Source organism: Rosistilla carotiformis, assembly GCF_007753095.1.
GTDB classification, from domain to species: Bacteria; Planctomycetota; Planctomycetia; order Pirellulales; family Pirellulaceae; genus Rosistilla; species Rosistilla carotiformis.
This window is the reverse complement of record NZ_CP036348.1, coordinates 6180840-6205498: the sequence shown is the minus strand read 5'-3', so window position 1 is coordinate 6205498 and position 24659 is coordinate 6180840. Positions and strand designations below refer to the sequence as shown.

The window sequence follows — 24659 nt, the reverse complement described above, 5'->3', positions numbered from 1 at the left end:
AAGTCATTTTAGCGAATCGATATCGGCAGGAGTGGGGGCTGCTAGCTCCAGTCGCGCGCTGGGCGTGATCGCAACCGATTTGCCTCGTCATCGCCGACAAACGTTTCGGTTTTCGGGTCCAGTGTCAGCTTGCGTTGCAACATCCAGGCAAGCGCTGCTGCGTGGCATGCGACGTGCGATCGACGCATGACTTCAGCGTTGGCGATCGGTGCTTTGCGAGACTTCACGCAATCGAAGAAGTCGCGTGCGTGTGCGGTCACGTCCAGACCGACCACGCGTTTGTAGTCTCCGACGCGCGATTGAAGGTCTGCAGGCTTGACCACAATCTCGCCGCTGTCGCCTGTTTCAACAGAGCCTTCGCTGCCGACAAATCGAACCGGACAGGTTCCCAGTCGAGTGATCCAGTTTGGGCCGCGATCGCCAAATGGTTCTTTCAGGAAGTCGATAACCAGCTTGACGCCGTTGGCATACATGCAAGTGATATTTGTTTCCGAGGGGCTGTATTCCACAGGCAGTGTGTCGTCGGAGTTGTTTGCCATTTGGCACAGGTCGACCGTGTGCGCGCCCCAGTCCAGCAGTCGGGCGCCGGAATCGAAATCGTAGAGCCCTCGCCATCCTCCGTTCACGTACTTGCTGTTGTAAGGACGCCAGGGGGCGGGTCCCAGCCACATGTTCCAGTCGCAGGTTTCGCGATCGGGAGTCGGTTCGCCAGGGAGCCAGTTATTGCTGAGCGTAGGGATGTAGACCGACGCATAGAGCGTGTGCAGTTTGCCCAACGCGCCGGTTTGCGCCAGTCGCACGGCTTGTTGGAAATTAGGGACACTGCGGCGTTGTGTTCCCGCTTGGAACACGCGATCGGTCCGCTTCATCGTTTCCGCAAGTTGTTGGCAGAGATCGATTGTGATGCCGCATGGCTTCTCGCTGTAAACATCTTTGCCCGCTTCTGCGGCAAGCATTGATGCCGATGCGTGCCAGCGGTCGCCGGTTGCCACGATCACGGTGTCGATGTCATCACGCGATAGGAGTTCGCGGAAGTCGCGATAGACGACGCAGTCATCGTTCTTGTAGTGGCCGTCGATAAGCTTTTTGCCTGCGACGCGGCGCGACTCCTGTACGTCGGCAACGGCGACGACCTGGACGTCGTCCAGGGTCAGCATCGACTTCAGGTCATAGGTGCAGCGTGGGCCAATACCGATCACGCCCAATGAGATCTTGTCGCTTGGGGCGACCCGCGTTTTGCCCAAAGCCTGTGGGGAAACCACCCAAGGGGCTGCGGCGACCATGGCGGACGTGGCAGCGGAACGTTTAAGGAATTGACGGCGAGCATTTTCGGGGTTGTTTTGCATTGGGAAACTCGAGGAAACTGATTGGGGGGAGGTGTTGGGTTCCCCAAACTATACCGACTGCCTAACCCGACTCAACTCAATTCCCAGGGCTCCGTCAGGCTTTACCCAGTTAAAACAAAACCCCTCGGCTGCCCCCTGCGCAGGGCCGCAGCGAGATCGTCAGAAAAATTCCAATCAAAAGATCTTCTTTGGCGTTGACGATGGCCGAAGCTAACCTTATCTTCATCGCTCCCACGTTGTGGGCGGGCTCAGCGTGCCGAATCGGAACGCCGAGCTTTCTGTTGAATTTGCCTTAATCGTTTACTGGACTGACTTGCCGTGGCGTCTCCTCACGAAATCATCCGAATCCGCATGGAAGCCTACGATCATTCGATCTTGGACCAGAGTGCGGCTGACATTGTTGATACCGTGAAGCGGACTCACAGTGAAGTTCACGGGCCGATCCCGTTGCCGACTCGCATCGAGCGATACACGGTGATCTCTGGGCCGTTTGTGAATAAGAAAGCACGTCAGCAGTTCGAAATTCGGACGCATAAGCGATTGATCGACATTGTTCAAGCGACCGCAAAGACGATCGAAGCTCTCAATAAGTTGAGCTTGCCAGCGGGCGTTGACATTAAGATCAAGGCAACTGCTAGCTAGTCAGCAGCTCACGCGGAGCGTGGTCGACTGTGCTGCAACATTAAAATGCTGGCGGACGTTTCGTCTGTTTGCATCGAATAAGATATCGCATCGTGCGGGCTTTGTCTCGTGTTGGTGCATTACCCGTTTGTTTAACCACTTCGCTGGAACCGCCGTATTGTACGGAAGCTTCAGGGTAACCGCCAGAGATTTTCTTTTGGTAGGACCTTGTTAAGCAACACGCTCCACGAATTTACTGTTGAGGCGAGGCTGACATGTCACGAGGAATCCTCGGACGCAAAGTCGGTATGACGCAGTTGTACTCCGACGACGGCACGGTAATGACCGTGACTGTGCTCGAAGCTGGTCCATGCAATGTCTTGCAGGTTCGTACCCAGGAGCGTGATGGTTATCAGGCGGTGCAGTTAGGCTTCTCTGATAAGCCTCGCCGGTTGGCGAGTCGCAGCGAGCGTGGCCATGTTGCCAAGCTGGACAGCAAGCGTCAGCGTGACCGCAATAAGTCAGGTGCTGCTGTTGTTGCCAAGGCGGATTGCGAGCCGCAACGTTTTGTTCGCGAAATTCGCGGTGAAACCGATCTTGAAGTCGGTGCGCAGGTTGGCGTTGACGCCTTTGCAGAAGTGAAGGCTGTTGATGTTACCGGTACCAGCAAGGGTCGTGGTTTCGCTGGTGTTATGAAGCGACATAACTTCTCTGGTCAACGTGCAACGCACGGTGTCAAGAAAGTGCACCGTCATGCTGGTGGTACTGGTTGCAGTGCCTCGCCAAGCCGGACCTTCAAGGGTCGTCGCATGGCTGGTCAGTATGGAAATGTGAAGCACACGAAACGAAACCTTCAGGTTGTGCGTGTCGATGCCGAAAACAATTTGATCATGGTGCGCGGTGGCGTTCCGGGTCCGGCTGGTGGATACGTTGTCATCCGCGAAACGAACATGGTCAGGTAGAAAAGATGGCAAGCCTAACAATTTACAATGCAAGTGGCAGCGAAGTCGGCAAGTACGACATCGATCCTGCTGAGATTGCGCCCCGAATCAGCAAGCAATTGTTGCACGACGCATGTGTGATGTACCAAGCGAATGCTCGCATGGGAACGCATCGTACCAAGTCGCGTGCAGAAGTTGCTGGTCACAAGAAGAAGATGTTCCGCCAGAAGGGAACCGGCAACGCACGCATGGGTCACAAGCATACCAATGTGCGCACCGGTGGTGGTCACGGGCATGCAATTCGCCCACGTGACTACAGCTATAAGATGCCCAAGAAGGCCATGCAGACTGCGACGCGTATGGCGATCGCTAGCAAGATTATCGACGACGAAATGGTTGTTATCGATAAGCTGGATTTCGATAAGCCCGCTACCAAGGCGATGGCAGGGATCCTGAAGGCGTTGGGGATTGATGGCAAGACGGCGTTGGTTGCAACCGCTGGACGTTGCGTTAACACCTACAAGAGCGGCCGGAACATTGCTGGTGTGAGCGTCTCGCCCGTTGCTGACTTGAACGCATTGACGGTCATTAAGCCTCACCGGATTTTGATCACCAAGGACGCGTTGGACCGCATTCGCGACGGCGTGTTCAAGAAGCAGGCGACTGAGAATACCGAGAGTGGATCAGAAGCGGAGGCCTCGTAAGCACTATGTCGACAACCACAGAACAACAAGTCCGACTCGACGCACACCGCGAAAAAGGTGTGCAGTTGGAATCGTATCAGGTTTTGCTGCGTCCATTGGTTACTGAAAAGGGTGTCCATCGCGCTAGCCGCAATAACCAATATGCTTTCGAAATCCACAAGTTAGCGAACAAAGACGACGTCCGGTCGGCTGTCGAAGATTTGTTCAACGTTAAGGTTGAGAAGGTTCGTATTCAGAATCGCAAGGGAAAGCCTCGTCGATTCAAGTTTCGAACGGGTCGTTCGGCGGATTGGAAGAAAGCGTTGGTAACGCTGGATGCTGAGCACCGTATCGATTTCTTCTAGGACTGCCATTGCAGTTCGGGAAGCGAGCAACATGCTAGTGGCGATGACGTCCGGCATGCATGAAAAATCAAAGTTCAGATTTGTTTAGGTAACGCCACTATGGGCATTCGAGTATATAAGCCAACGTCCGCCGGTCGCCGCAACGCGTCGGTAAGTGACTTTAAAGAGCTGACCAAGGGTGCGACCCCTGAGAAGCGTTTGTTGCGTCCTAAGCGTAAGACCGCTGGGCGAAACAATCAGGGCAAGATTACCGCGCGTCACCGTGGTGGCGGACACAAGCAGATGTACCGGATCATCGACTTTCGTCGTGTGAAGGATGATATGCCTGCGACGGTTGATTCGATCCAATACGATCCGAACCGCTCTGCTCGTATCGCGTTATTGAAATACGCCGACGGTGAGAAGCACTATGTTGTTGCTCCCGATGGCTTGAAGGCTGGCGACCCTGTTGAAAACGGGCCTAGCGCGCCGCCAAAACTTGGTAATTGTTTGCCGTTGAAGAACATTCCTTTGGGTACGACGGTCTGCTGCGTTGAATTGCGACCTGGTGCTGGTGCTTCTTTCTGCCGTTCGGCAGGAACCGAAGCAACGTTGATGGCACGCGAGGCCGATTGGGCTCAGTTGTCGTTGCCAAGTGGTGAAATTCGTCGCGTGCCTAGCAAGTGCCGAGCAACCATTGGCAAGGTTAGCAACACCGATCATATGAAGGTTGTGTTGGGCAAGGCTGGTCGTGCACGTTGGATGGGGCGTCGTCCTCACGTTCGTGGTACGGCGATGAACCCGATCGATCACCCGCACGGTGGTGGTGAAGGTCGTACCAAGGGCGGCCGTCATCCGGTTAGCCCGCAGGGCAAGAATGCCAAGGGTGGAGCAACGCGTCAACGTCGCAAGCCGAGCAACAGCTCGATCGTGCGTCGACGTCGGTCGCGTCGCTATGGCCAGTTGAAATTGATTAAGTAGCATTTGGGGTGTGTTTAGGGTCTCGTTGGCAGCTTGCTAAGCGACGACCTGGGCCACCAACACGTTAACACAATACAGATACGCGAAGAACTATGAGTCGTTCGAGCAAAAAAGGCCCGTTTGTTGATCCTAAAGTTTTCTCCAAGGTGCTGAAGCAACTTGAAGGGGGCAAGAAGGAGCCAATCAAAACGTGGGCACGCGCCTGCACGATTGTGCCTGAATTTGTCAATTTGACATTCATGGTCCATGACGGTCGCAAGCACATGAAAGTGCTCGTAAGCGAAGACATGGTTGGTCACAAGTTGGGTGAATTTGCACCGACGCGAACGTTCCGTGGTCACGGCGGCAAGAAGAAGTAGGAATTCGATTCATGTCATTCAATGCCTCCCATCGTTATTGTCGCATGAGCGCTCAAAAGGTTCGCCTGGTTGCGGATTTAATCCGCGGCAAGTACGCCGATGAAGCGCTGGACATTTTAAAGTATCAACCACAGCGTGGTGCTCGCATGTTGGAGAAGGTTCTCCGCAGTGCGATCGGTAACGCCCAAGACCCCGACCAGAACGGTGGTCGCAACATTGGGGTGGATGAATTGGTTGTCAACGACGTTCGCGTCGATGGTGGCCCAATGTTCAAGCGGATCCGGCCGCGTGCTCGTGGAACCGCGTTCATGATCAAGAAGCGAATGAGCCACATCCACGTCGGCGTAGTGCCGTTGGATGAGATTTAACAACGAAAGATCAGAGGCGTTCCGAGGGCTTCACCCCCAGGGCTACTCCGATACAAATACGACACAAGAATGCCAGCTCGCAATCGTCCTGGCCAACCCTAGAGATAGAATCTAATGGGACAAAAAGTCAATCCTGTTGCGTTTCGAACCGGTGTTACCATCGGCTGGAAAAGCCGTTGGTATGCGTCGAAGAAGCAGTTCGGTGAACTGTTGCTCGAAGACAAGAAGGTTCGTGACCACATCAAGAACCACCCCAAGCGGACTCAATATCGCAATGCGGGTATCGACCGGATTGAGATTGAACGAACGACAGACGAAGTTCGCGTGATCATGTTTGTCGCGCGGCCGGGTCTGATTATTGGGAAGAAGGGTCAGGAAGTCGAGCTTCTTCAAGAAGAGCTTCAAAACCTGACCGGCCGTCGGATCAATTTGAAAATCGAAGAGATCAGTCGACCAGAAATTATGGCTCAGTTGGTGGCAGAAGATATCTGTCAGCAACTGGCAAAACGATCAAGTTTCCGTCGAACCATGAAACGTTCGATGGAGCAAACCATGGATGCGGGTGCAAAGGGCATCAAGATCCAACTGGCAGGCCGGTTGGGTGGCGCGGAAATGGCTCGGCGTGAGAAACAAAGTTTAGGTTCGGTTCCCCTGAGCACTTTGACTGCCAAGATCGACTACGGATTCGCTGAGGCGATGACGGCTCAAGGTCATATTGGCGTTCAAGTTTGGGTTAACCAAGGTACACACGGAGAAGAGACCGATGGCGCTGATGCCCAAGAGGGTCAAGCATCGAAAAAGCCAAAGAGGACGTATAAAAGGTAACGCGACTCGCGGCAACACGGTTGTCTTTGGTGATTTTGGTCTGCAATCCCTGGAACCAGGGTGGATCCGAGCACAAACAATCGAAGCTGGCCGTATCGCAGCCCAACAATACGTTCGTGGTGAAGGTACGCTTTACATTCGCTTGTTCCCGCACCGTTCGATTACCAGCACTCCGCTGGAAACTCGGATGGGTAAAGGTAAGGGTGAACCCGAAGCGTGGGTGGCAGTCGTTAAGCCTGGCACCATCCTGTACGAGCTTGGCGGTGTAACAGAACAACAAGCGAAGGTGTGTTTTGCGCGTTTGGCGTCGAAGATGCCTGTCAAGGTGAGGTTCGTTTCGCGGCGTGCGATGTAAGCCGGTTGCGACCGTACCAAAACGGTTTTAACGGCTGCAAGCCCGAAACAACAACACAATGGTGAGTGGTGATGAAAATTACTGAACTACGAGAAATGAGCGACGAACAGCTGCAGCTGACGCTCAAGGAAACTGCAGAAAAGTTGTTCCATTTGAAGTTTCAAGCTCAAACAGAACGATTAGACGCGCCAAGTGAGATTCGCAAGAGTCGACGGTTGATCGCGCGGATTAAGACAATTCAAACCCAGCGTGCTCCCGAAGCTGTCGCCGAAGGCGAAGCTGCGGCGACTTAGCAAAAACGTGTGGTGGTCAAGCACTGCAACAGTTGAACACAGGTAATTACGAATGCCAAAGCGTGTACTAACCGGCGTCGTCACTGGCGACAAGATGGCAAAGACTCGCCGCGTTGAAATTAAGCGGTTGGTTAAGCATCCAAAGTATAAGAAATACGTACGTCGTCGTACGGTTTGTTATGCACACGACGAACAAAATGAATCCGCGGTTGGCGATTTGGTAGAGATCGTAGAGTCGCGTCCTTTAAGCAAGCTCAAGCGATGGGAACTCGTTCGCGTCGTTGAGAAGAGCACCGCTGTGGACGTTGCCGCTCTGCGAGCTGCTCGCAAGCACGCTGCCAGCGAAGCGGAAAGCGAAGCGATCGAAGCGGCTCACGGCGTCGAAGCGGATAGCCAATAGGCTTGTCTGCTGAATGGATCGTCCTGGGGTTAAACCAGGCGATCGATTGAGTTCGGTTAATATACTGCAAATATGCCAAACGCTCATTCTGTGGTTCGCAGCGAATGCTTCGCTTCGGGCCGGGGAACGCAGACGGCAACTTATGAGATAACAGATCATCAGCCATGATCCAACAAGAAACAAGACTAGCTGTTGCCGACAACACCGGCGCTCGCGAAGTGATGTGCATCAAAGTGCTCGGTGGTTCGCGTAGGCGTACCGCGGGACTCGGCGATGTCATCGTGTGCAGCGTGAAAAGCACGATTCCTGGCAGTGATGTCAAGAAGAAGGCTGTCGTCAAGGCGGTAATCGTCCGTACCAAGTCGCCAACGCGTCGTGCCGACGGAAGTTACATTCGTTTTGACAGCAACGCCGTGGTAATTGTTGATAACGACAAGAACCCACGTGGTACCCGTATCTTCGGTGCTGTAGCTCGCGAATTGCGTGAGAAGAGCTTTATGAAGATTGTCAGTTTGGCCAGCGAAGTCGTTTGAGCGGAGATATTTAAGATGCTGATCAAAGTTAATGACAACGTTCAAGTGATCGCGGGCGCCGACAAGGGCACCACCGGCAAGGTGTTGAAGGTCGATCACAAGAATAACAAGGTTCTTGTCGAAGGCGTCGCTCGCGTGTGGAAGCACGTTCGCAAGAGCCAGAAGAACCCACAGGGTGGACGATTGAACAAGGAGATGCCAATTGCAATCTCCAACGTGATGATCGTTTGTCCACAGACCGGCAAGCCATCGCGAATTGGCGTCCGTTATTTGAAAGACGGCACCAAGGAACGTTATGCGAAGGCTTCGGGTGCTTCGCTCGGCACGATGAGCCCGCCGCGGCCGGCATACGCGTCGTAGGTATTTGACAAAGCGGTTCGCGTCAGAACGCAGACTGCAGCGATACGAAGTCATTTCAAAGAAACAAACTGATAGTACGATGGCAGACTACGTTCCACGATTACAGACGATGTACCAAAACGAGATTCGCGCCGCGCTTCAAGAGAAGCACGGTTTGAAGAATCCGATGACCGTGCCTCGTCTCGAGAAGATCACGCTGAACATGGGTGTGGGCTCGGCGACCCAGGACAAAAAGAACCTGGAAACCGCTTACGCAGCGATGACCGAAATCGCTGGCCAAAAGCCCGTCTTCACCAAGGCTCGCAAGTCGATCGCTAACTTCCGGTTGCGAGAAGGGATGTCGATCGGTTGCATGGTCACCTTGCGTGGTGCTCGCATGTACGAATTTTTGGATCGCTTGGTGGCTGTTGTTTTGCCACGTGTTCGCGACTTTCGCGGTATCAGCCGCAAAGCGTTCGATGGACGCGGCAACTACAGCATGGGTCTATCCGAAATCATGGTGTTCCCCGAGTTGAACCCTGACAAATTCACCAAGCCGCAAGGTTTGAATATCACAATCAATACAACAGCACACAATAACGACCAAGGTCGCGATCTGTTGGAGATGTTCGGAATGCCATTCCGGGAAGATCCTAAGAAAGCAGCGGAAGCAGCCGAGGCAGCTGCCGCAGTCTAAGTCGTAGTTCAACCGCTTGTCAGCGATGAATTGTGAACGCTAGAATGCCGCCTCGCCAAAGGCGGTTATCCATACAAACGTTGTGCAACGTAATGCACGACACAATATTTCACCCAGTTTTTCCACAGGTATCCACCAAGTGGCCAGCAAATCGAAGATCGCAAAGGCGGAAAGGGAACCTAAGTTCTCAACCCGTCGCGAAAACCGTTGTCAGCTGTGTGGGCGGCCTCGAGCCGTGTATCGCAAGTTTGGCTTATGCCGCATCTGTTTCCGCAAATACGCTGATCAAGGCTTGATTCCGGGTGTCCGGAAAGCCAGCTGGTAAAGGGGACTCCAAGACCATGATGACTGACCCAATCGCCGATATGCTCACCCGCATCCGCAATGCTGTGCGCGTCGAACGGCCTTATGTCGATATCCCGCTCAGCCGCGTGAAACGTGGTATCGCCGATGTGCTTAAACGCGAAGGCTTTATTTGGGATTGGGAGGAAGTCGACTCCGAAGACTTGCCTATCAAATTGATTCGTTTGGAACTGAAATACGGTCCCAATGGCGAACAATTGATCCAATCCATCACACGGATCAGTAAGCCTGGCCGACGCACCTACGTGCGAAGCCGTGAGCTGCGACCGATCCTTGGTGGAATGGGCATTACGATCATTAGCACCAGCAAAGGCGTGGTTAGTGACCGCGAAGCGCGTCGCCAAGGTATTGGCGGCGAAGTGCTTTGCGAAGTCGCCTAGCCCTTACGTATTGTTTCGATTGAACTGTGACAGTCCAATCTGTCAAGCAAACCAACAAGCAGAACCATGTCCCGAGTTGGAAAAAAACCAGTATCTATCGTCAGCGGCGTAAAAGTTTCGCTCGACGGCAAGCTGATCACTGTTGAAGGCCCGAAAGGCAAGTTGACGTTCGAGCATCGCTCGGAGGTTGAAGTGAAGGTCGACGACGGACAGGTTACCGTCAGTCGCTTTAATGATGACCGCGAGAGTCGCTCGTTTCACGGGCTGACGCGTGCGGTGATTCAGAACATGATCGTCGGCGTGACTCAGGGCTACGAAAAGAAGCTCGATATCGTCGGTGTCGGTTACGTCGCATCGGTTCAGAATGGTGAGATTCAGATGCGAGTCGGTTTCGCAAACGAATTGGTGCGTAAGATCCCTGAAGGATTGACCGTCGTTTGTCCTGACACGACGCACGTGACGATTACCGGTTGCGATAAGCAACAGGTAAGTCAATTTGCTGCGGAATTGCGATCCCTGCGAAAGCCAGAGCCTTACAAGGGCAAGGGAATTCGTTATTCTGGTGAGCAAGTCAAGCTGAAGGCTGGTAAGGCGTCGGCTAAGTAGCGGCAAAGCGTGCCCCGAGCAAGGCGAACCAAACACATATTCCCCTGGCAAAATCCAGGGGCAACGATATCATCACCCCGGACCGATTGCTGGGGCTTTGGCAGGAAATGAGTTGTGGATAAGAACAAGAAGCAAGACAAAAATCGCCAACGACGTCGGTTTCACGTCCGTAACAAGTTGCGTGGTTCGGCGGATCACCCGCGTTTGTGCGTGAATCGTTCGCTGAGCCATTTCAGCTGCCAGTTGGTCGATGATATCAACGGCAAAACGCTGGCGAGTGCAAGCACGAAGGACAAGTCCCTGCGAGACGCCGTAAAGTTTGGCGGTAATTGTGACGCGGCCGCAGCGATCGGCAAAGCCGTCGCCGAACGCGCCGTTGCTGCAGGAATCAAGCGGGTCAAGTTGGATCGCGGTCACTGCAAGTATCATGGTCGCGTTAAAGCATTCGCTGATGCGGCACGCGAAGCAGGACTTGAATTTTAATTTCGCTTTGGATTGCATCTCGTGGCAGTTGCCATCAGAGCGAACAAAGCACCATCGCAATCAATCACCGAAGAGAACGAACTGGTGTCTGACAATTCTGGACAAGGCGATCTGTTAGATCGCGTGGTAAAGATCAAACGATGTGCGGCCGTTGTAAAAGGTGGTCGTCGTTTTAGCTTCGCTGCGATGGTTGTCGTCGGCGACGGCAAGGGCAAGGTTGGCTGGGGCTACGGAAAAGCTAACGAAGTTCCACCAAGCGTGCAGAAGGCCACGAAGCAAGCCACACGCGACATGGTTGCAGTCCCGTTGATCGCTGGAAGTATCCCGCATCAGGTTTGGGGTAAGTTCGGCGCTGCGAAGGTGCTGTTGATGCCCGCGGGTGCTGGTACCGGTATCATCGCGGGACAAGCAGTCCGCGCTGTCTGCGAATCGGCAGGTATTCACGATATTTTGACCAAGAGCTACGGAACGAACAATCCTGTAACTCTTGTGAAAGCAACCATCGACGCACTCGGCAAATTGCGAACGCGAGAAACGATCGCGGCATTGCGTGGCGTTGAGCTAGACAATTAGATCGACTGAACAATTGGTTCAATTGTTCTCCAAATCAGAGCACACGATATGAAACTTCACGACGTCAACACCGGCATTACCAAGAATCGCAAACGGAAGCGCATCGGCCGCGGTCCCGGTTCGGGGCATGGCAAGACCGCTGGACGAGGGCATAAAGGCCATAAGAGCCGCAGCGGTTACAGCCGCAAGCCAAGCTTCCAGGGCGGTACGATGCCGTTGTTCCGCCGTATTCCAAAGCGTGGCTTCAACAATGCATTCGCGCCGGTTGTTAAGGTGATGAACGTGCAGGATTTGGAAGCGCTGTGTGATGACGGCATGGAGATCACTCCAGAAGTGCTGACCTCGACTCGCGTTCTTACAGGTATCTTCGACGAGCTGAAGATCCTCGGAAACGGCGAACTGACGAAGAAGCTGAAGGTTTCCGCACATCGCTTCAGTAAGAGCGCTGTGGAAAAGATTCAAGCTGCCGGTGGTGAAGTCACCATCCTGTCGCCGAAGCGTCTTCCTAAGGAACGCGCTGAATTGTTGAAGTCGGGTGAAGTTCCACGAGCTCACAAGTAGTGCGATTCTTCGGGATAATTCTCGAAGCGGCATTTCATAAAATGGGCGATGCCCCGACTGTTTTTTGTCCATTGACGATAGGACAAACGTCTTTCAGCAGTCTCATACATGTCAGACGCTTGTCGCAAACGAATCTTAAAATTACGAAGCTCAAGCATCTGACAGAGTTCCTCTAGCGAGGAACACCGGTGGCGTGGGCCAAGGAACGGATTAGACCATGCTGGAAAAATTACGCGTCGTTTTTACGATCCCTGAGCTTCGTAATAAAATTCTTCTGACGCTGGGACTGCTTGCGATCTATCGTATCGGGTTCCACATCTCGTTGCCGATGATGAACCAGAATCTGGCGCCTTCGGCCGGTGAGGACACCGCGTCGCAGTTCTTTGAGAAGGTCAGCTTGTTTGCTGCGAGCGATCTCCGCCAGGCGACGATTTTCGGTTTGGGGATTATGCCCTACATTTCCGCATCGATCATCTTTCAGTTGCTCGGTAGCGTTTGGGCTCCCATCGAAGAGCTGAAGAAAGAGGGCGAAGCCGGCCGCAAGAAGATCAACGAATACACCCGTTACCTGACGGTCGTGTTGTGCCTGATCCAAAGCTACATGTATCTGAAGTTTTGGTTGATGGCCGGCGGCGAAGGCGAGGCGAGTAAAGTTAACCCGAACTTCTTTGGCGCCGATAGCAACACGCTGTTTTGGGGCTGGCAGATCACTGCGGTTTTGATCATGACCTGCGGTACGATCTTCTTGATGTGGTTGGGTGAGCAGATCGACGAATACGGTATCGGTAATGGTATCAGTTTGTTGATTATGGCTGGTATTTTGGCTCAAATGCCAGGTGCTTTGTTCGACCTGATTCAGAACATGAAGACCGAATTGGTTGGGCTTTCCAAGGGAACGGTCGGCATTGAGACGTTAATCATATTGATTGTGCTCTTTGTCGCGGTGGTGTTTGGCGTGGTGTTTATCACGCTGGGCCAGCGACGGATTCCGACTCAAAGTGCGAAGTTCACACGGGGTCGTCGTGTTTACGGTGGCAACCGTCAGTTCCTTCCCCTGCGGATCAATCAAGCGGGTGTGATGCCGATCATTTTCGCCAGCAGCTTGTTGATGATCCCAGGTGTTATGTTGCAGTTTCTTTCGAAGTCGTTCACTCCCGGGACGTTCATGTTCTCGGCCCTGAACGGTTTTGGATCGATCATGAGCAGCGGGACCTCGTTTGTTTACAACATGATGTATGTGGCGCTGATTTTCTTCTTCTGCTACTTCTGGACGGCCATCACTTTCAATCCGAAGGAGATGTCCGATCAGTTGAAGGACCACGGAACGTTCATTCCAGGCTATCGGCCCGGTAAACGGACTGCGGATTATCTGGAGAAGGTCATGGTCCGGATCACGTATGTCGGTGCTGCGTTTTTGGCGATCGTCGCGATTGTTCCAACGATCGTTTACGGATCGCTGGGCGTCTCCTATTCAATCGCGGGTTTCTACGGCGGTACCGGTTTGTTGATTGCGGTTAGCGTCGCGTTCGACCTGATTCAAAAGATCGATAGCCATCTGGTGATGCGTAACTACCGCGGCCTTTTGGAAGGCTAATCGTTACCGTCCAAGTATCGACAACCAAAACCGTTTGCTTGCTTTCAACGGAGCTGTCCAATGCGAATCATTTTCATTGGGCCTCCGGGTGCTGGTAAAGGGACTCAGTGTAAGCAATTGGTCGATCATCTCTCTGTCCCTCATCTTTCTACGGGGGATATGCTGCGAGAGATTCGCTCCGAACGATCATCGCTCGGTCGATTGGTGGCATCGTATATCGATATGGGGCGTTTGGCTCCTGATTTTTTGGTTGTTCGCATTGTCGAAGAGTTCCTGCGACGTGAACAATGCAATTCCGGTTGTATGTTCGACGGCTTTCCACGGACATTGCTGCAGGCACAACTGCTTGGCGAGCAATTGGCTAGCAGAGACGATCGGATTTCGATGGTGTTGAATCTGGATGTCGACGAGGACGCGTTGGTCCAGCGTCTGCTGAAACGTGCGGAGATCGAGAAGCGTGCGGATGACAACGCGGAAACGATTCAGCAGCGGTTGCGGGTATACCATCGACAAACTTCGCCGTTATTAGATTTCTACGCGCAGCGCGGATTGGTCGAAAGAATCGACGGTTGTCAGCATCCCACGGCTGTGTTCGATCAGATTCTTGATCGTGTTCGTGCGCGGATGGGGTGATCCTTTCGCGGAAGGTCGACGGCGTGCGCAGATCGGCTGGTTTGGAAGAGAGATGAAGCGATATGTCGATTTGGTATCGTTGCGGTGAATGGTTCGACGGCGAAATCGTCCTGCCCCTCGATGACCTTGGTTTGTTCCAGGGGGTTTGTGCGGTCGAACGTTTGCGAACCTACGGGCAGCGTGTCTTTCTGCTCGATGAATATCTGCAACGGTTGCAGCGCTCGGCTGCGACGCTTTCCATCGATGTTTCGGAAGCCATTGTTCGGTTGCCGGATGTGATCGGTGAATTGCTGCAGCGGAATGCGCTATCCGTCGATACAGGCATCACCTTGCTGGTCACGCCGGGGGATTTGCAGCGACGTGCGCCTACGGTGCTCGCGCACTTAGTGCCGTTGGACTTCGCTCGGATTTCGCGATTGCAACGCGAGGGGGAGCGTTTGGTGCTCACGTCGGTCGTTCAGCCCGCTGCTGAAACGGTTCCGCGACAAGTGAAGCATCGCAGTCGGATTCATTATTATCTTGCCGCCCAGCAGGCCCGGCGGATCGATCCCGCAGGGACGGCGGTGCTCTTGGACGCCGATGGTTCGCTGACGGAGACGGCATCGGCAAACCTTCTATTGGTTCAAGAGGGTTGCATTTATGGGGCGCCGTCGGAACGTGTGCTGCCGGGAGTCACGTTATCGGTCGTTCGGCAGCTGGCCAAGGCTGCGGGGATTCCTTGGCGAGAGCAGCCGCTTTCCGCATCGATGTTCGAGGACGCTGATGAGATTCTCTTGACGGGGACGGGGCCGGGGATCTGGTTCGGCAATCATCGCCGCGGTCCGATCTACCAGCAGCTTCTCGAAGCGTTTTCAGCGTTTACCGCGGCGCCGGCCTGATGGTCGTGCGCGTCTCGCGAAGCACGTCGCGCAGGCCAGCTCGGTAATCGGGAAATGCCAGCTGGGGGCAGAGGTCGCGTCGCATGCGCGCGTTCCAGATCCGTTTGCTTGTCGTTGCCCGGCGACTTGCCATCGCTGTGGGGGGGGCCGACTCGAAGCTTGGCGCGGGGCGACCCAGCACGCGGGCGATCTCCTCGTAATACGTTTGTCGAATGACGGGATGGCCGTCGGAGATCACGTAGGTTTTTCTCTCGGAACAGTTCGTTTCCCATGCGGCGATCACGGCGTTTGCGGCGTCCTCGACATGGATCAGATTGAGATAGCCCGCTGTCGGGGCCGCGAGCGGGAGACCCGACAGGATATCTTTCCCACGGGGGACGCGGTCGGGGCCGTAGATTCCCGCCATACGCAGCACCGTCCATGGTGAAGCGGGGCGTTGTTGCCTCAGCGTCTCTTCGGCTTGCAAATGAGCCCACCCCCCCGATCCGATGCTCGGTCGGCAGGGTGAGGATTCGTCGACCCAGATGCCCCCGGTTTGGTGATACACGCCCGTGGAACTGACGTAAACGAGATTTGCTTCGGGGTTTGTTGCCTTCAGTGCATTTCGCAACCCACCGACGTAGACGTCGTATTGGGATTGGCCGCTGCTGCGGTCCCAGCCAACGGCAACGAGGATACGGTCGCAAACCGGTAAATCGGTTAGTGTGCTGGGTCGGGTCCAATCGGCAACAATGGGGGTGATTCCGGCCGACTTCAATACCGTCGCCGATTCTTGGCGGCGCGTCATCGCAAACACATGCCAACCCTGCTGTAACAACCGGCGGGCGACTGGTTTACCCAAGTATCCACAACCAAATATAAGGGCCGATTTTTTTGAATTTTCCAAAGATTCCATGCTCCCCTGCGGTATCGATCGGCAGAAATGCGGGTTAGAAGGGTGTTAGGTTCAGTTTTATTAGGCGAACATTTGTGGTGCAACGCTGGGGCGAATTGGCCCACAACGCATCGGAGAGTCTACAATGGACGAAACCAGAACGGGGTGGCGCATTCGAATCTTTTCCTCATACGCTTTGGACAATAGATGATTTCTCGATCTCTTGTTCGCATTCAGTGCGGCTTGCTGGCATTCGCCGTGAGCATTTCGGCATATCCGGCTTCGGCTCAGCAAAAGCCATCAGGGCTTACTTTTGTTTCGGCACCTTCGGCGTTGGTCGGCGTGTTGCGAGGGGAGGCCCCGCATTCGTTAGCGGAACTGAGGGCGTTGGAGCATCAGCAGCAGATCGTTTCTCAGCGCGTTGCCAAATGCACCGTCAGCGTCCAGATCGGTTACGCTCAAGGCAGTGGCGTGGTGATTACATCCGATGGCTACGTGTTGACCGCAGCCCACGTGGCGATGCGTCCGGGGCAACAAGCTTTGATGACGCTCAGTGATGGTCGACAAGTCCATGGGACCACGTTGGGGATGAACCGCCATGTCGATGCGGGGCTGATCAAGATCGACGATCCGGTTCCCGACGAGGGCTGGCCTTTCGCCACGCTGGGGTCGTCCAGCGGCGTGACTCCCGGTACCTGGTGCATCGCAGTGGGGCATCCTGGTGGATACGAACCCGATCGTGGTGCCGTGATCCGAATTGGTCGGGTGTTGGTCAAACGCGAGACGTCATTGGTCACCGACTGCGCGTTGATTGGCGGAGATAGCGGGGGGCCATTATTCGATTTAAATGGCAAATTGATCGGTGTTCACAGTCGAATCGGCAATGATGTGACTGACAATTTGCACGTGCCGATCGATCACTACGACGAACATTGGACGCGTTTGGCGCGGGGGGAGCTGTGGGGGCATCTCCCCGGTTTTCGTCCTCGGATTGGCGTGCAAGGTCGGAAACTGGATGAACGGGCGGTGATCGAGGTCGTTGGCCAAGGTTCTCCCGCGGCCGAAGCGGGTATTCTTCCCGGGGACGTCATTATGACTTTTGGCGAAGTCACGATCGCTGACTTCGAATCGTTAAAATCGGCGGTTGCCGGAACGATGCCTGGGGAACATGTCCAGATCGTGTTGGAGCGTGATGGGGTTCGTAAGCGGATGATCTTGGTGGTCGGTCGCGATCCGAATTCTTGACCTCTGCGGACCTTTTCGTTCGGAAGTTTTCAACACACGTTGGTGAAGGTGCACGGCTGGCCATGACGCGATCAAATTTAGTTGGCGGTTTCTTACTGGTTTTCGCTGCCAGCGTCGCATATCCACCCCAGTCTGCCACGGCACAGCCAGCGGTGCGCGAGCAGTTTCCATCCGAAACACTGCTGCCTGGCTATCTACGCGACAGGATGCAGCGTCGCGTTGCGGCGCGTCGCGACAACGCGGCGATGACCCTGTTGATGCAACCGCTGGCCGCCGAGGCGGGTTCCAGCACGGTCGAGGTTCTTCTGGAAAACGAACGAGTTGCGTTGGGGACGGTTGTCTCTGCCGATGGATACCTGATCAGTAAGGCGAGTGAGCTCAAGGCGTCTGGGGAACTGCGGGTGCGGTTGGCCGACGACCGGATCGTCTCTGCGAAGCGCGTCGCGCAGCGGCGTTCGGTGGACCTGGTGTTACTGAAAGTCGATGTCGCCGGGTTGCTCCCCATCGCGTGGAGCGAACAGGAACCAGCGGTAGGTAGTTTTCTTTTCAGCGTAGGCCGCCAAGGGGATCCGGTGGGGATCGGTGTGGTTAGCGTTGCGTCGCGTGAGGTTCTGGATCGTGGCTTGTTGGGAGTCATGTTGCAGACCGATACCGAAGGGGCTCGGGTGGTCAACATCGTCCCGGGGAGCGGTGCCGATGACGCGGGGATCGAGATCGGCGACTTGATCACCAAGGTGGATGGAGCCGCGATGGCGACGCAAAAGCAGGTCACCGATGAATTGCGGGCCCTGTATCCAGGCGATTCGGTGGCGCTGACGGTTCGTCGCGAAGGCGTCGACGACGAGTTTGAACTGAGTGCTGAGATTCGCGAACTGGCGTCGTTTTCCGAATCGCAGGACGACACGCGGGTCAACGGACCTCGCAATAGTCGCTTAACCGGTTTTGAGTTGGCTTTGCAGCACGATACCGTTTTAGGTCCAGATCAGTGCGGTGGGCCCGTCATCGATACCAGCGGACGGGTGATCGGGATCAATATCGCCCGGGCCGGTCGGGTCTGCAGCTACGCAGTACCGAGCGCCGCGATCAAACCGATTGTTGCCGAAATGCTTTCGTCGCAACGAGCGTCCTCTGAGTAGACGTGCCGTTTAGTCGGCAATGCGGCCTGTTTCTGGGAATCTTTTGCGTTCAAAGTATCGCAAGCCTTCGAAACGCTCCGTGGCCGCACCCTCGCTTACGTATTCGCAGTGCCATCGCGGCATGCTTGGTAAGCGAGGGGCTTGGGGATGCAGTCATAGGATGATTGCCGAGGCTCCGTCGTGAAGAGAGTCTCTGCGGTTAACGCACCGTGCCTCAAATGGACCGTCGCCCCGGCAAGTGCATCGAGATCGCGATCAGCGGCGACGGATGCGTTGTTTCCAATAGGAAACACCCATTTCGTTGACGGTTTCGCCATTGAGGGTGACCTCAATCTTATCCGTCTCGTCGACGACCTGCTTGAGCTGTTTGGCGGCCGCTTCGCTGCTGACCGCTTCGACCTGTTTTTCAGACAACACGGTCTTGTGAGAATCGATTTGGCGGATGGTGTAGACGTTGGTGGTTGCAAATTCCGAAGTCAATTTAGCTCCTTGTGGTTGTGAAACGAACATCAATGGATCTTCTTACAACAAAGAGCATTCTGATGCAAAAGTCAACCGCAAATCTTTTGACGTCGAAGTAAACGCTTGCCGCCTCGCTGCCATCGCGGGGGCTTTGAAGTCGGATTATCTCAGCCTCAGTCGCTTCGATGGGGGCGTTCTCGCCCACTAAACGAAACGCTCTCTTTTTGCGCAACGGGTCCCGGCGATGTCGACGCCGTTGCGATCGCCGAATGTGACCATCTCGGGATGTGTCTGCTTAAAAATTTGGGAGGGCGGAGGTCTGATTCTCACGGGGATGTACAGGGTGAATCGGGGGCAAGTGGCGTCGATTCAAGTGTTTTAAGGGGCTGGCTTTAAAAAGAAACTTGACGGTCTGAAAGTAGAGACGATACACTTGTGATGCCACCTTTGGTTGTTTGAGTCGATCTAAGGGGACTGTGTTGGTGGTTTAAATCGCCATTGTTTTCTGGATGTAATTTTTGGAGAGATCCGGATGAAAAGCAGCGTATCGAAGTCTCGTGGCTTCACCTTGGTCGAGCTGTTGGTCGTGATAGCGATTATCGGGGTTTTGGTGGGCCTGTTGCTGCCCGCTGTCCAGGCGGCGCGAGAGGCCGCGCGACGGATGCAGTGCGGAAACAATTTGAAGCAGCTCGGCATCGCATTGCACAACTACCACGACGTTTACACATCGTTTCCTGCAGGTCGCAATGGACGAAACGACGTGGACTCGACCCGCGTCAATGACCATGAATGTGGGCTGAGCCCCCATGTTCAACTTCTGCCGTTCTATGAGCAGCAGGCGCTTTACGATCAGATTTGGGGGTACAGCAATACGGCCCGAAACCATCCCGATGACAATTACGATTGGTGGAACCAAGACATTGGCACGTTGTTGTGTCCGTCGGATGTCTTCCAGGACAGAGACCGTGGAAAAACGAACTACTGCTACAATTATGGCGACCGTGGTCGCGATCTTGCAGGGGCATGGTCGAACGAATGGCGTGGTTTGTTTGGGGGCAACAACACATCGAACGCTCCTACATCCAACGGTGCCTACATCGGGATCCGAGACATTCTTGACGGCACGTCCAATACCATTGCGGTCTCTGAGTTGGTGCGATCGGAATCGTATGGATCGGACGATCTCGAAGTCGCCGGTCAAGTGGTTAAAAACGCCCCGATTGGTGAGGGAGTGGACGCCGCCGATTCGTTGACCACCAACCCACAAGCCTGTTTGGACATGCTCGACCCAAGCAACAAGGCCCAGTTTAAAAGCGGTTCCGATGGCGATCGTATTCGTGGGGACCGATGGGGGCACCATAACCCAGCCATCACGGGCTTTAACACGATCCTGCCTCCCAATTCACCGTCATGTAGTCGCGATGGCAGTACTGGGCAGACAAACGGAGCGATTTTCTCGGTAGCGAGCCAGCATCCTGGCGGCGTCCAGGCGGTGATGGCCGATGCTGCGGTCCGCTTTGTGGCTGACACGATCGACGCTGGAAGTGCATCGTCACCTTGGTTGTGGCGAGTCAAAAAACCGAGCCCCTACGGCGTCTGGGGCGCTATGGGCACTCGTAATGGTCGCGAAGCGGTCCAGCTGCCTTAACCCAAGCCGGTGAGGAAGCGGATAAAGCGTTCCCGCACTGCGTTCTGCAATCGTCAGGAGGCAGTGTGGTTTGATTGATTTAGGCATCCAGTCGGGACTCCACGCCCCTTCATTCCCCTCGGTGGATTTCGATGGCTTGCACAGGCCACGCCGACGTCTCGCGAAAGATTGCTCGCGGTGCACATGATGGATGAGGCGGGGGGGCGTGAAGATGTTAAAAGGATGGGGAGTGTAACGGCCCTAAGGTTGAGATCCGGAACCAGGTTGTGGAGGGTGGGTGCGTCGCTATGCCCCTTACCAGCGGGCTGGAAGTCATGTTAACTTTTGCTTTTAAGTTCGGTTAACACCATGCCACACGCTGGGCTCAGACCTGTGCAATTGGACACATTTCTGCGGTCGGATGGTGGCTCGACTTCTGACCACGAACCTGGGCTGTGATGGACACGCAAACAACGCTCTCGACCAAACAATCGACTGCCAACTCACTGCGCGAGCGAGCCGATTCGAGTTTTGAGTGTATTCGTGACGAAATGCAGTTGGTTGAGCAATTGTTGCGTGAGCAGATGCAAAGCGAATACGAGGATCTTTCGCCTCTGTTGGCGCACGGCGCATTGTTGGGAGGCAAACGGTTGCGCCCGGCGCTTGTGCTGCTGGCCGGAAAAGCTGCCGGAGAGCTTACCGGCGATCATGTGGTACTGGGAACGGTGATGGAAATGATCCATACCGCGACATTGATCCACGACGATGTTTTGGACTCTGCCGATCAACGCCGTCATCTACCCACGGTCAACGCGAAATGGAATGACCAAACGAGCATCTTGCTCGGCGATTATCTGTTCGCTCAGGCGTTTACGCTCTCGGCCACTTTGGGGTCAACGCAAGCCTGTCAGTGGATCGGCGATGCGGCGCGGCGCGTCTGTGAAGGAGAGCTGAGGCAAATTTTCACGAGCGGTTGTTCTCAGTTAAGCGAAGTGGATTACATCGACATCATTCGTGGCAAGACGGCGGAGTTGTGTCGGATCAGTTGTCGATTGGGTGGGACGCATGGAGGTGCCGACCTGCCAACCCAGACCGCGTTGGCCGATTTTGGGGAGAACTTGGGGATTGCATTTCAGATCGCCGACGACTTTCTGGATGTCTGGGGCAGCACCGAACGTGTGGGAAAGACGTTGGGTACGGATCTTCTGCAAGGCAAGCCAACGCTTCCGTTGATCCATCTGTTGCAGTCGGATCCGTCGATGCAAACCCAGTTGGACGAACTGCAGTCGATGTCGGATGCTGCACGGTGTCAGGCGATCGTGACGCGGTTGGAACAATCCGATGCCAAGGCGTACACCCTGGCGACAGCCCAGCGGTTTGCTGCCGATGCCGTCGCCGCGATTGATTTTCTGCCAGAATCCGCGGCGAAAAAATCGCTTCAACAGCTCGCCTTGTTCAGCGTCAGTCGAAATTTTTAGCCCCGATGAACGGTCGCGATTCAACCTCGTTTGCGTTCCGGGGCTATGGGACGCTACGTGCGACAGCAAAGATGATGTTGTCGTTGGCGATCGATTTGGCCACCCATTCGAGCGTTTTGAATTCACCGCTGACGGTGCGGTAGCGATTACGAAAACCAACAACCGGCTGTCCCTGCTGCAGCAGTTCCATTTGTCGCATCGTTTCGTCTACGTCCTCGGGATGGACAAAATCAAGGAATGGACGGGCGAGGAGATCGGAATCACTGTGCCCCAATACTCGCGAAAAGTTGGAGTTGATGCGTTGGAAATAGCCATCGGCCTTGGCGATGCAGAACAGGTCCAGCGACAACTCAAAAAAGCGTTGCATGTCGCTTTCCATTTGTTGAAATGCCGACTCATGGTACGTTGCCATCGCCTGGGCGACCTCCACGGCCGAACGGGGACGTTCTTTTTTGTGTCGTGCCAAGCATTGTTTGGCCAATCGGATCAAAACGCAATCTTGAGTCGAGTGCTCCAGTAAGTCGATCGCGGCTTGCATCGATCCGGTCATCGCCCGCTTGTGGATCTGATGCGCGTCTTTGCCTTCGTACGGCGCATGGCCAATCAAAATTTCACAAAGGATCGCCCCCAGACTGAAGACATCGGCGCGTTTGTCCAGTTTTCGTCCGCGTGCTTGTTCGGGGGACATGTAGCCTGGCGTGCCATTGACCGTCCCTTTGACAGAAGAGAAATTTTCGTTTTCCAAGTCGGGCGGATCGATTCCTTTTTCGGCCGCTCCCCCTTGGATACGTGCTAGGCCCCAGTCCATGACATGCACTTCGCCAAACTTGCCGACCATCACGTTGCCAGGTTTCAGATCCAGGTGCAGCACACCGCGGGAGTGCGCAAATGCAACGGTTTGGCAAACGTCGGCGAAAATGTAAACCAAATGGGATGTGCTGCAAGCGCGCGAGGTGATCATATCGGCCAGCGTCGTCCCATCGATCAGCTTCATCGCGTAGAACGGACGCTGGTCTTCACATGTCCCGCACTCGTAGATGGGCGTCACGCCCGGGTGCGACAGATAGCTCATGATCCGAGCTTCGTTGATGAACCCTTGCTTGGCCTGAGAATTTTGGGACCGATCGGCTCGGAGAACTTTGATTGCCACGTTTCGTGACAGTTGTAGATCGCGAGCCGAGAAAATAGCTCCCATGCCGCCACGTTCGATCAATTCATTGATCTCGTAACGGGAGGTGCCCAGCTTAGGAGTATCATCGCCCGGTTCCGAAGCTGCCTCCTCAGAACTCATCGATGTCGTCAGTGGACGGGTTCCCACCTGTCGAGCCTGCCCGTCCGGTTCCTCCGGAATGTTGTTCATGGGATCACGTGCTTGCGGTTGTACCTGCAATCTCGCCCAGTCGCGTTTCGTTATTCTAGTGCATAACAATTACCACAAAAAAGACTAGGACGACAAATTCGCACACGGTGTCACCGCGGCGACTACGACCACCTGCACGCTGCTCCTCGATCAACGTTCAAACGTCTAACAATGCGTTTTCCATGCGGTCGAATCTGGTTTGTCTCGATTCGTCCTCGTGCTTGCGTCCTGCTACAATGCCGCCCTGTGGAAGTCGATCCAACGCCAGCGTTGTCGATGGTTCCGCGGCGTCTATTTTTTGCAGGCCTTGGACAGCTCCACCGGCCTGCCAGATTGAATCCCTTTTGTTCCCTCTTTTTTTAAGCGGCCCCCTAGAGACGATGACAAAACCTCGAACAGGACTCCAGCCCTCGGTTTGTATCGATGCAATTTTTGAAGGTCTTCCGGCAGTGCAAGCCATCCAGAACGTGGCTGATTGTGGAATCCAAGCCTTCGAGTTTTGGGGCTGGTGGGATCGTGATCTCGATGCAATCATCCAGGCCAGGGACCTTCATCAGCTAACCGTTTCTGCCTGCTGCACCCATTTCATTAGTCTCGTCGATCCCGACCGCCGCGACGACTATCTGGCTGGATTGGAGGCATCGATCGCCGCAGCCCAACGGCTCGACTGCCAGACGCTGATATCGCAGGTCGGAGATTTTCGGCCTGGGATCGATCGCGAGTCGCAGTTTCGCGCGTTGGTCGATGGGCTTCAGCAAGCAGCCCCGATGTTAGAGGCCGCTGGGATCACGTTAGTGATCGAACCGTTGAACGAATGGGTCGACCATCCCGGTTATTTTCTGACCCGCAGCGACGAGGCGTTTGCGGCGATCGATCAGGTAGGCAGCGACCGCGTGAAGGTTGTTTTTGACATCTACCATCAACAGATCAGCGAAGGGAATGTGATCGAAAACATCACCCGGAACATCGCCAAGATCGGTCACTTTCACGCCGCGGGAAATCCCGGCCGACACGAACTAACGTGCGGCGAATTGCATTACCCATCGATCTTCGCCGCGATTGCTGAAAGCGGCTTTGAGGGGTTCGTCGGGTTGGAGTATTGGCCCAAAGATGATCCCGCGGCCGGTTTACGGCAGGTCGTCAGCTGGTTTTAGCGGTCCGCTGTGTTTTCGGGTTGTGTGGTGTTTGTCTCCGTTGCGGGGTCGCTGTGGCGAACGATTTCACGCAAAATTGTTCTTTACAGAATTGGCGCTGGCAGATGGGGAAGACTAAAATCCATCGGTCGATATCCGACAGTCTCAATTCCCCCCGTTCCAAGAGG

The 24659-nt window shown here is 54.7% G+C and carries 32 protein-coding genes; 27 read left to right on the top strand and 5 right to left on the bottom strand.

Annotation, left to right across the window (positions count from 1 at the left end):
- Window positions 1-41: 41 nt before the first annotated feature.
- A complete protein-coding gene (locus Poly24_RS22595) occupies window positions 42-1346 on the bottom strand; it encodes a Gfo/Idh/MocA family protein (protein ID WP_145101057.1) in 1305 nt (434 codons plus the stop codon).
- A gap of 318 nt (window positions 1347-1664) precedes the next feature.
- Between Poly24_RS22595 and rpsJ the strand changes: the two genes are divergently transcribed.
- The 17 genes from rpsJ (at window position 1665) to rplF (ending at window position 10434) form a co-directional block, all read left to right on the top strand.
- Entirely contained in the window at window positions 1665-1988 is a 324-nt protein-coding gene (gene rpsJ, locus Poly24_RS22590) for a 30S ribosomal protein S10 (RefSeq protein ID WP_145101054.1), read from the top strand.
- A gap of 287 nt (window positions 1989-2275) precedes the next feature.
- A complete protein-coding gene (rplC, locus tag Poly24_RS22585; RefSeq protein ID WP_145103349.1) occupies window positions 2276-2929 on the top strand; it encodes a 50S ribosomal protein L3 in 654 nt (217 codons plus the stop codon).
- Window positions 2930-2934: 5 nt separating this feature from the next.
- Window positions 2935-3612: a 50S ribosomal protein L4 gene (rplD, locus tag Poly24_RS22580; RefSeq protein WP_145101051.1), complete on the top strand. Its 678-nt coding sequence runs from the start codon at window positions 2935-2937 to the stop codon at window positions 3610-3612.
- Between the two features lie 5 nt (window positions 3613-3617).
- Complete coding sequence (rplW, locus tag Poly24_RS22575; RefSeq protein ID WP_145101047.1) at window positions 3618-3956, top strand: 50S ribosomal protein L23; 339 nt, start codon at window positions 3618-3620, stop codon at window positions 3954-3956.
- 99 nt (window positions 3957-4055) lie between these two features.
- The gene (gene rplB / locus Poly24_RS22570) at window positions 4056-4916 is read left to right on the top strand and encodes a 50S ribosomal protein L2 (protein WP_145101044.1); all 861 of its coding nucleotides are present in this window, start codon (window positions 4056-4058) and stop codon (window positions 4914-4916) included.
- A gap of 92 nt (window positions 4917-5008) precedes the next feature.
- Window positions 5009-5275, top strand: coding sequence for a 30S ribosomal protein S19 (gene rpsS, locus Poly24_RS22565; RefSeq protein WP_145101041.1), 267 nt, complete (start codon window positions 5009-5011; stop codon window positions 5273-5275).
- Between the two features lie 11 nt (window positions 5276-5286).
- Window positions 5287-5643 carry a 50S ribosomal protein L22 gene (gene rplV / locus Poly24_RS22560; protein WP_145101039.1) on the top strand — a complete coding sequence of 119 codons (357 nt, stop codon included), beginning with the start codon at window positions 5287-5289 and terminating at the stop codon, window positions 5641-5643.
- A gap of 114 nt (window positions 5644-5757) precedes the next feature.
- Complete coding sequence (gene rpsC / locus Poly24_RS22555; RefSeq protein WP_145101035.1) at window positions 5758-6468, top strand: 30S ribosomal protein S3; 711 nt, start codon at window positions 5758-5760, stop codon at window positions 6466-6468.
- On the top strand, window positions 6407-6823 hold the full coding sequence (rplP, locus tag Poly24_RS22550) for a 50S ribosomal protein L16 (protein WP_145101032.1): 417 nt from the start codon (window positions 6407-6409) through the stop codon (window positions 6821-6823). Before rpsC ends, rplP begins: the two co-directional genes overlap by 62 nt.
- Window positions 6824-6891: 68 nt before the next feature.
- Window positions 6892-7116, top strand: coding sequence for a 50S ribosomal protein L29 (gene rpmC / locus Poly24_RS22545; protein WP_145101029.1), 225 nt, complete (start codon window positions 6892-6894; stop codon window positions 7114-7116).
- Window positions 7117-7168: 52 nt separating this feature from the next.
- Entirely contained in the window at window positions 7169-7516 is a 348-nt protein-coding gene (gene rpsQ / locus Poly24_RS22540) for a 30S ribosomal protein S17 (protein WP_145101026.1), read from the top strand.
- 164 nt (window positions 7517-7680) lie between these two features.
- Complete coding sequence (gene rplN / locus Poly24_RS22535; protein WP_145101023.1) at window positions 7681-8049, top strand: 50S ribosomal protein L14; 369 nt, start codon at window positions 7681-7683, stop codon at window positions 8047-8049.
- Window positions 8050-8064: 15 nt separating this feature from the next.
- Complete coding sequence (gene rplX / locus Poly24_RS22530) at window positions 8065-8409, top strand: 50S ribosomal protein L24 (protein ID WP_145101021.1); 345 nt, start codon at window positions 8065-8067, stop codon at window positions 8407-8409.
- Between the two features lie 79 nt (window positions 8410-8488).
- Window positions 8489-9085 (top strand): 50S ribosomal protein L5, encoded by a 597-nt coding sequence (rplE, locus tag Poly24_RS22525; protein ID WP_145101018.1) that lies wholly within the window; start codon window positions 8489-8491, stop codon window positions 9083-9085.
- A gap of 139 nt (window positions 9086-9224) precedes the next feature.
- A complete protein-coding gene (locus tag Poly24_RS22520) occupies window positions 9225-9410 on the top strand; it encodes a type Z 30S ribosomal protein S14 (protein WP_145103345.1) in 186 nt (61 codons plus the stop codon).
- Between the two features lie 16 nt (window positions 9411-9426).
- Window positions 9427-9828: a 30S ribosomal protein S8 gene (gene rpsH, locus Poly24_RS22515; RefSeq protein WP_145101015.1), complete on the top strand. Its 402-nt coding sequence runs from the start codon at window positions 9427-9429 to the stop codon at window positions 9826-9828.
- Between the two features lie 66 nt (window positions 9829-9894).
- A complete protein-coding gene (rplF, locus tag Poly24_RS22510; protein ID WP_145101012.1) occupies window positions 9895-10434 on the top strand; it encodes a 50S ribosomal protein L6 in 540 nt (179 codons plus the stop codon).
- A 72-nt stretch (window positions 10435-10506) separates the two neighbouring features.
- Here the strand turns inward: rplF and Poly24_RS27955 are convergent, their stop codons facing one another.
- On the bottom strand, window positions 10507-10935 hold the full coding sequence (locus Poly24_RS27955; protein ID WP_449314247.1) for a hypothetical protein: 429 nt from the start codon (window positions 10933-10935) through the stop codon (window positions 10507-10509).
- A gap of 66 nt (window positions 10936-11001) precedes the next feature.
- On the opposite strand from Poly24_RS27955, the gene rpsE reads away from it, so the two are divergent.
- The 5 genes from rpsE to Poly24_RS22480 all read left to right on the top strand — a co-directional run bounded on the left by rpsE (window position 11002) and on the right by Poly24_RS22480 (window position 15156).
- Window positions 11002-11490 (top strand): 30S ribosomal protein S5, encoded by a 489-nt coding sequence (gene rpsE / locus Poly24_RS22500; protein WP_197452102.1) that lies wholly within the window; start codon window positions 11002-11004, stop codon window positions 11488-11490.
- A 48-nt stretch (window positions 11491-11538) separates the two neighbouring features.
- Window positions 11539-12051, top strand: coding sequence for a 50S ribosomal protein L15 (gene rplO / locus Poly24_RS22495; RefSeq protein WP_145101006.1), 513 nt, complete (start codon window positions 11539-11541; stop codon window positions 12049-12051).
- A gap of 217 nt (window positions 12052-12268) precedes the next feature.
- The gene (secY, locus tag Poly24_RS22490; protein ID WP_145101003.1) at window positions 12269-13645 is read left to right on the top strand and encodes a preprotein translocase subunit SecY; all 1377 of its coding nucleotides are present in this window, start codon (window positions 12269-12271) and stop codon (window positions 13643-13645) included.
- Between the two features lie 60 nt (window positions 13646-13705).
- Window positions 13706-14278: an adenylate kinase gene (locus tag Poly24_RS22485; RefSeq protein ID WP_145101000.1), complete on the top strand. Its 573-nt coding sequence runs from the start codon at window positions 13706-13708 to the stop codon at window positions 14276-14278.
- A gap of 62 nt (window positions 14279-14340) precedes the next feature.
- Window positions 14341-15156 carry an aminotransferase class IV gene (locus tag Poly24_RS22480; protein ID WP_145100996.1) on the top strand — a complete coding sequence of 272 codons (816 nt, stop codon included), beginning with the start codon at window positions 14341-14343 and terminating at the stop codon, window positions 15154-15156.
- On the opposite strand, the gene Poly24_RS22475 is transcribed toward Poly24_RS22480, so the two are convergent.
- The gene (locus tag Poly24_RS22475; protein ID WP_145100993.1) at window positions 15137-16051 is read right to left on the bottom strand and encodes an SDR family oxidoreductase; all 915 of its coding nucleotides are present in this window, start codon (window positions 16049-16051) and stop codon (window positions 15137-15139) included. The two genes, Poly24_RS22480 and Poly24_RS22475, sit on opposite strands and share 20 nt — an antisense overlap.
- Before the next feature lie 186 nt (window positions 16052-16237).
- Between Poly24_RS22475 and Poly24_RS22470 the strand changes: the two genes are divergently transcribed.
- Window positions 16238-17275 (top strand): S1C family serine protease, encoded by a 1038-nt coding sequence (locus Poly24_RS22470; RefSeq protein ID WP_145100990.1) that lies wholly within the window; start codon window positions 16238-16240, stop codon window positions 17273-17275.
- Between the two features lie 62 nt (window positions 17276-17337).
- Complete coding sequence (locus tag Poly24_RS22465) at window positions 17338-18411, top strand: PDZ domain-containing protein (protein ID WP_145100983.1); 1074 nt, start codon at window positions 17338-17340, stop codon at window positions 18409-18411.
- 255 nt (window positions 18412-18666) lie between these two features.
- Here the strand turns inward: Poly24_RS22465 and Poly24_RS22460 are convergent, their stop codons facing one another.
- Window positions 18667-18921, bottom strand: coding sequence for a hypothetical protein (locus tag Poly24_RS22460; protein WP_145100980.1), 255 nt, complete (start codon window positions 18919-18921; stop codon window positions 18667-18669).
- Between the two features lie 484 nt (window positions 18922-19405).
- Here Poly24_RS22460 and Poly24_RS22455 point away from each other — a divergent pair, with 484 nt between their 5' ends.
- Both Poly24_RS22455 and Poly24_RS22450 read left to right on the top strand, forming a co-directional pair.
- Window positions 19406-20521 (top strand): DUF1559 domain-containing protein, encoded by a 1116-nt coding sequence (locus Poly24_RS22455; RefSeq protein ID WP_145100977.1) that lies wholly within the window; start codon window positions 19406-19408, stop codon window positions 20519-20521.
- 437 nt (window positions 20522-20958) lie between these two features.
- Window positions 20959-21978 (top strand): polyprenyl synthetase family protein, encoded by a 1020-nt coding sequence (locus tag Poly24_RS22450; RefSeq protein WP_231753295.1) that lies wholly within the window; start codon window positions 20959-20961, stop codon window positions 21976-21978.
- Window positions 21979-22021: 43 nt separating this feature from the next.
- On the opposite strand, the gene Poly24_RS22445 is transcribed toward Poly24_RS22450, so the two are convergent.
- Window positions 22022-23338: a protein kinase domain-containing protein gene (locus Poly24_RS22445; protein WP_145100974.1), complete on the bottom strand. Its 1317-nt coding sequence runs from the start codon at window positions 23336-23338 to the stop codon at window positions 22022-22024.
- Window positions 23339-23718: 380 nt separating this feature from the next.
- Here Poly24_RS22445 and Poly24_RS22440 point away from each other — a divergent pair, with 380 nt between their 5' ends.
- Window positions 23719-24492: a hydroxypyruvate isomerase family protein gene (locus Poly24_RS22440; protein ID WP_145100971.1), complete on the top strand. Its 774-nt coding sequence runs from the start codon at window positions 23719-23721 to the stop codon at window positions 24490-24492.
- Window positions 24493-24659 lie beyond the last annotated feature (167 nt).

Coding starts and splice junctions, on each gene's coding strand:
- Poly24_RS22595 (WP_145101057.1), bottom strand. CDS start 1,346: ATGCAAAACAACCCCGAAAATGCTCGCCGTCAATTCCTTAAACGTTCC.
- rplC (WP_145103349.1), top strand. CDS start 2,276: ATGACGCAGTTGTACTCCGACGACGGCACGGTAATGACCGTGACTGTG.
- rplD (WP_145101051.1), top strand. CDS start 2,935: ATGGCAAGCCTAACAATTTACAATGCAAGTGGCAGCGAAGTCGGCAAG.
- rplW (WP_145101047.1), top strand. CDS start 3,618: ATGTCGACAACCACAGAACAACAAGTCCGACTCGACGCACACCGCGAA.
- rplB (WP_145101044.1), top strand. CDS start 4,056: ATGGGCATTCGAGTATATAAGCCAACGTCCGCCGGTCGCCGCAACGCG.
- rpsS (WP_145101041.1), top strand. CDS start 5,009: ATGAGTCGTTCGAGCAAAAAAGGCCCGTTTGTTGATCCTAAAGTTTTC.
- rplV (WP_145101039.1), top strand. CDS start 5,287: ATGTCATTCAATGCCTCCCATCGTTATTGTCGCATGAGCGCTCAAAAG.
- rpsC (WP_145101035.1), top strand. CDS start 5,758: ATGGGACAAAAAGTCAATCCTGTTGCGTTTCGAACCGGTGTTACCATC.
- rplP (WP_145101032.1), top strand. CDS start 6,407: ATGGCGCTGATGCCCAAGAGGGTCAAGCATCGAAAAAGCCAAAGAGGA.
- rpsQ (WP_145101026.1), top strand. CDS start 7,169: ATGCCAAAGCGTGTACTAACCGGCGTCGTCACTGGCGACAAGATGGCA.
- rplN (WP_145101023.1), top strand. CDS start 7,681: ATGATCCAACAAGAAACAAGACTAGCTGTTGCCGACAACACCGGCGCT.
- rplX (WP_145101021.1), top strand. CDS start 8,065: ATGCTGATCAAAGTTAATGACAACGTTCAAGTGATCGCGGGCGCCGAC.
- rplE (WP_145101018.1), top strand. CDS start 8,489: ATGGCAGACTACGTTCCACGATTACAGACGATGTACCAAAACGAGATT.
- rpsH (WP_145101015.1), top strand. CDS start 9,427: ATGATGACTGACCCAATCGCCGATATGCTCACCCGCATCCGCAATGCT.
- rplF (WP_145101012.1), top strand. CDS start 9,895: ATGTCCCGAGTTGGAAAAAAACCAGTATCTATCGTCAGCGGCGTAAAA.
- Poly24_RS27955 (WP_449314247.1), bottom strand. CDS start 10,935: ATGCAATCCAAAGCGAAATTAAAATTCAAGTCCTGCTTCGCGTGCCGC.
- rplO (WP_145101006.1), top strand. CDS start 11,539: ATGAAACTTCACGACGTCAACACCGGCATTACCAAGAATCGCAAACGG.
- secY (WP_145101003.1), top strand. CDS start 12,269: ATGCTGGAAAAATTACGCGTCGTTTTTACGATCCCTGAGCTTCGTAAT.
- Poly24_RS22485 (WP_145101000.1), top strand. CDS start 13,706: ATGCGAATCATTTTCATTGGGCCTCCGGGTGCTGGTAAAGGGACTCAG.
- Poly24_RS22480 (WP_145100996.1), top strand. CDS start 14,341: ATGTCGATTTGGTATCGTTGCGGTGAATGGTTCGACGGCGAAATCGTC.
- Poly24_RS22475 (WP_145100993.1), bottom strand. CDS start 16,051: ATGGAATCTTTGGAAAATTCAAAAAAATCGGCCCTTATATTTGGTTGT.
- Poly24_RS22470 (WP_145100990.1), top strand. CDS start 16,238: ATGATTTCTCGATCTCTTGTTCGCATTCAGTGCGGCTTGCTGGCATTC.
- Poly24_RS22465 (WP_145100983.1), top strand. CDS start 17,338: ATGACGCGATCAAATTTAGTTGGCGGTTTCTTACTGGTTTTCGCTGCC.
- Poly24_RS22460 (WP_145100980.1), bottom strand. CDS start 18,921: ATGTTCGTTTCACAACCACAAGGAGCTAAATTGACTTCGGAATTTGCA.
- Poly24_RS22455 (WP_145100977.1), top strand. CDS start 19,406: ATGAAAAGCAGCGTATCGAAGTCTCGTGGCTTCACCTTGGTCGAGCTG.
- Poly24_RS22450 (WP_231753295.1), top strand. CDS start 20,959: ATGGACACGCAAACAACGCTCTCGACCAAACAATCGACTGCCAACTCA.
- Poly24_RS22445 (WP_145100974.1), bottom strand. CDS start 23,338: ATGAACAACATTCCGGAGGAACCGGACGGGCAGGCTCGACAGGTGGGA.
- Poly24_RS22440 (WP_145100971.1), top strand. CDS start 23,719: ATGACAAAACCTCGAACAGGACTCCAGCCCTCGGTTTGTATCGATGCA.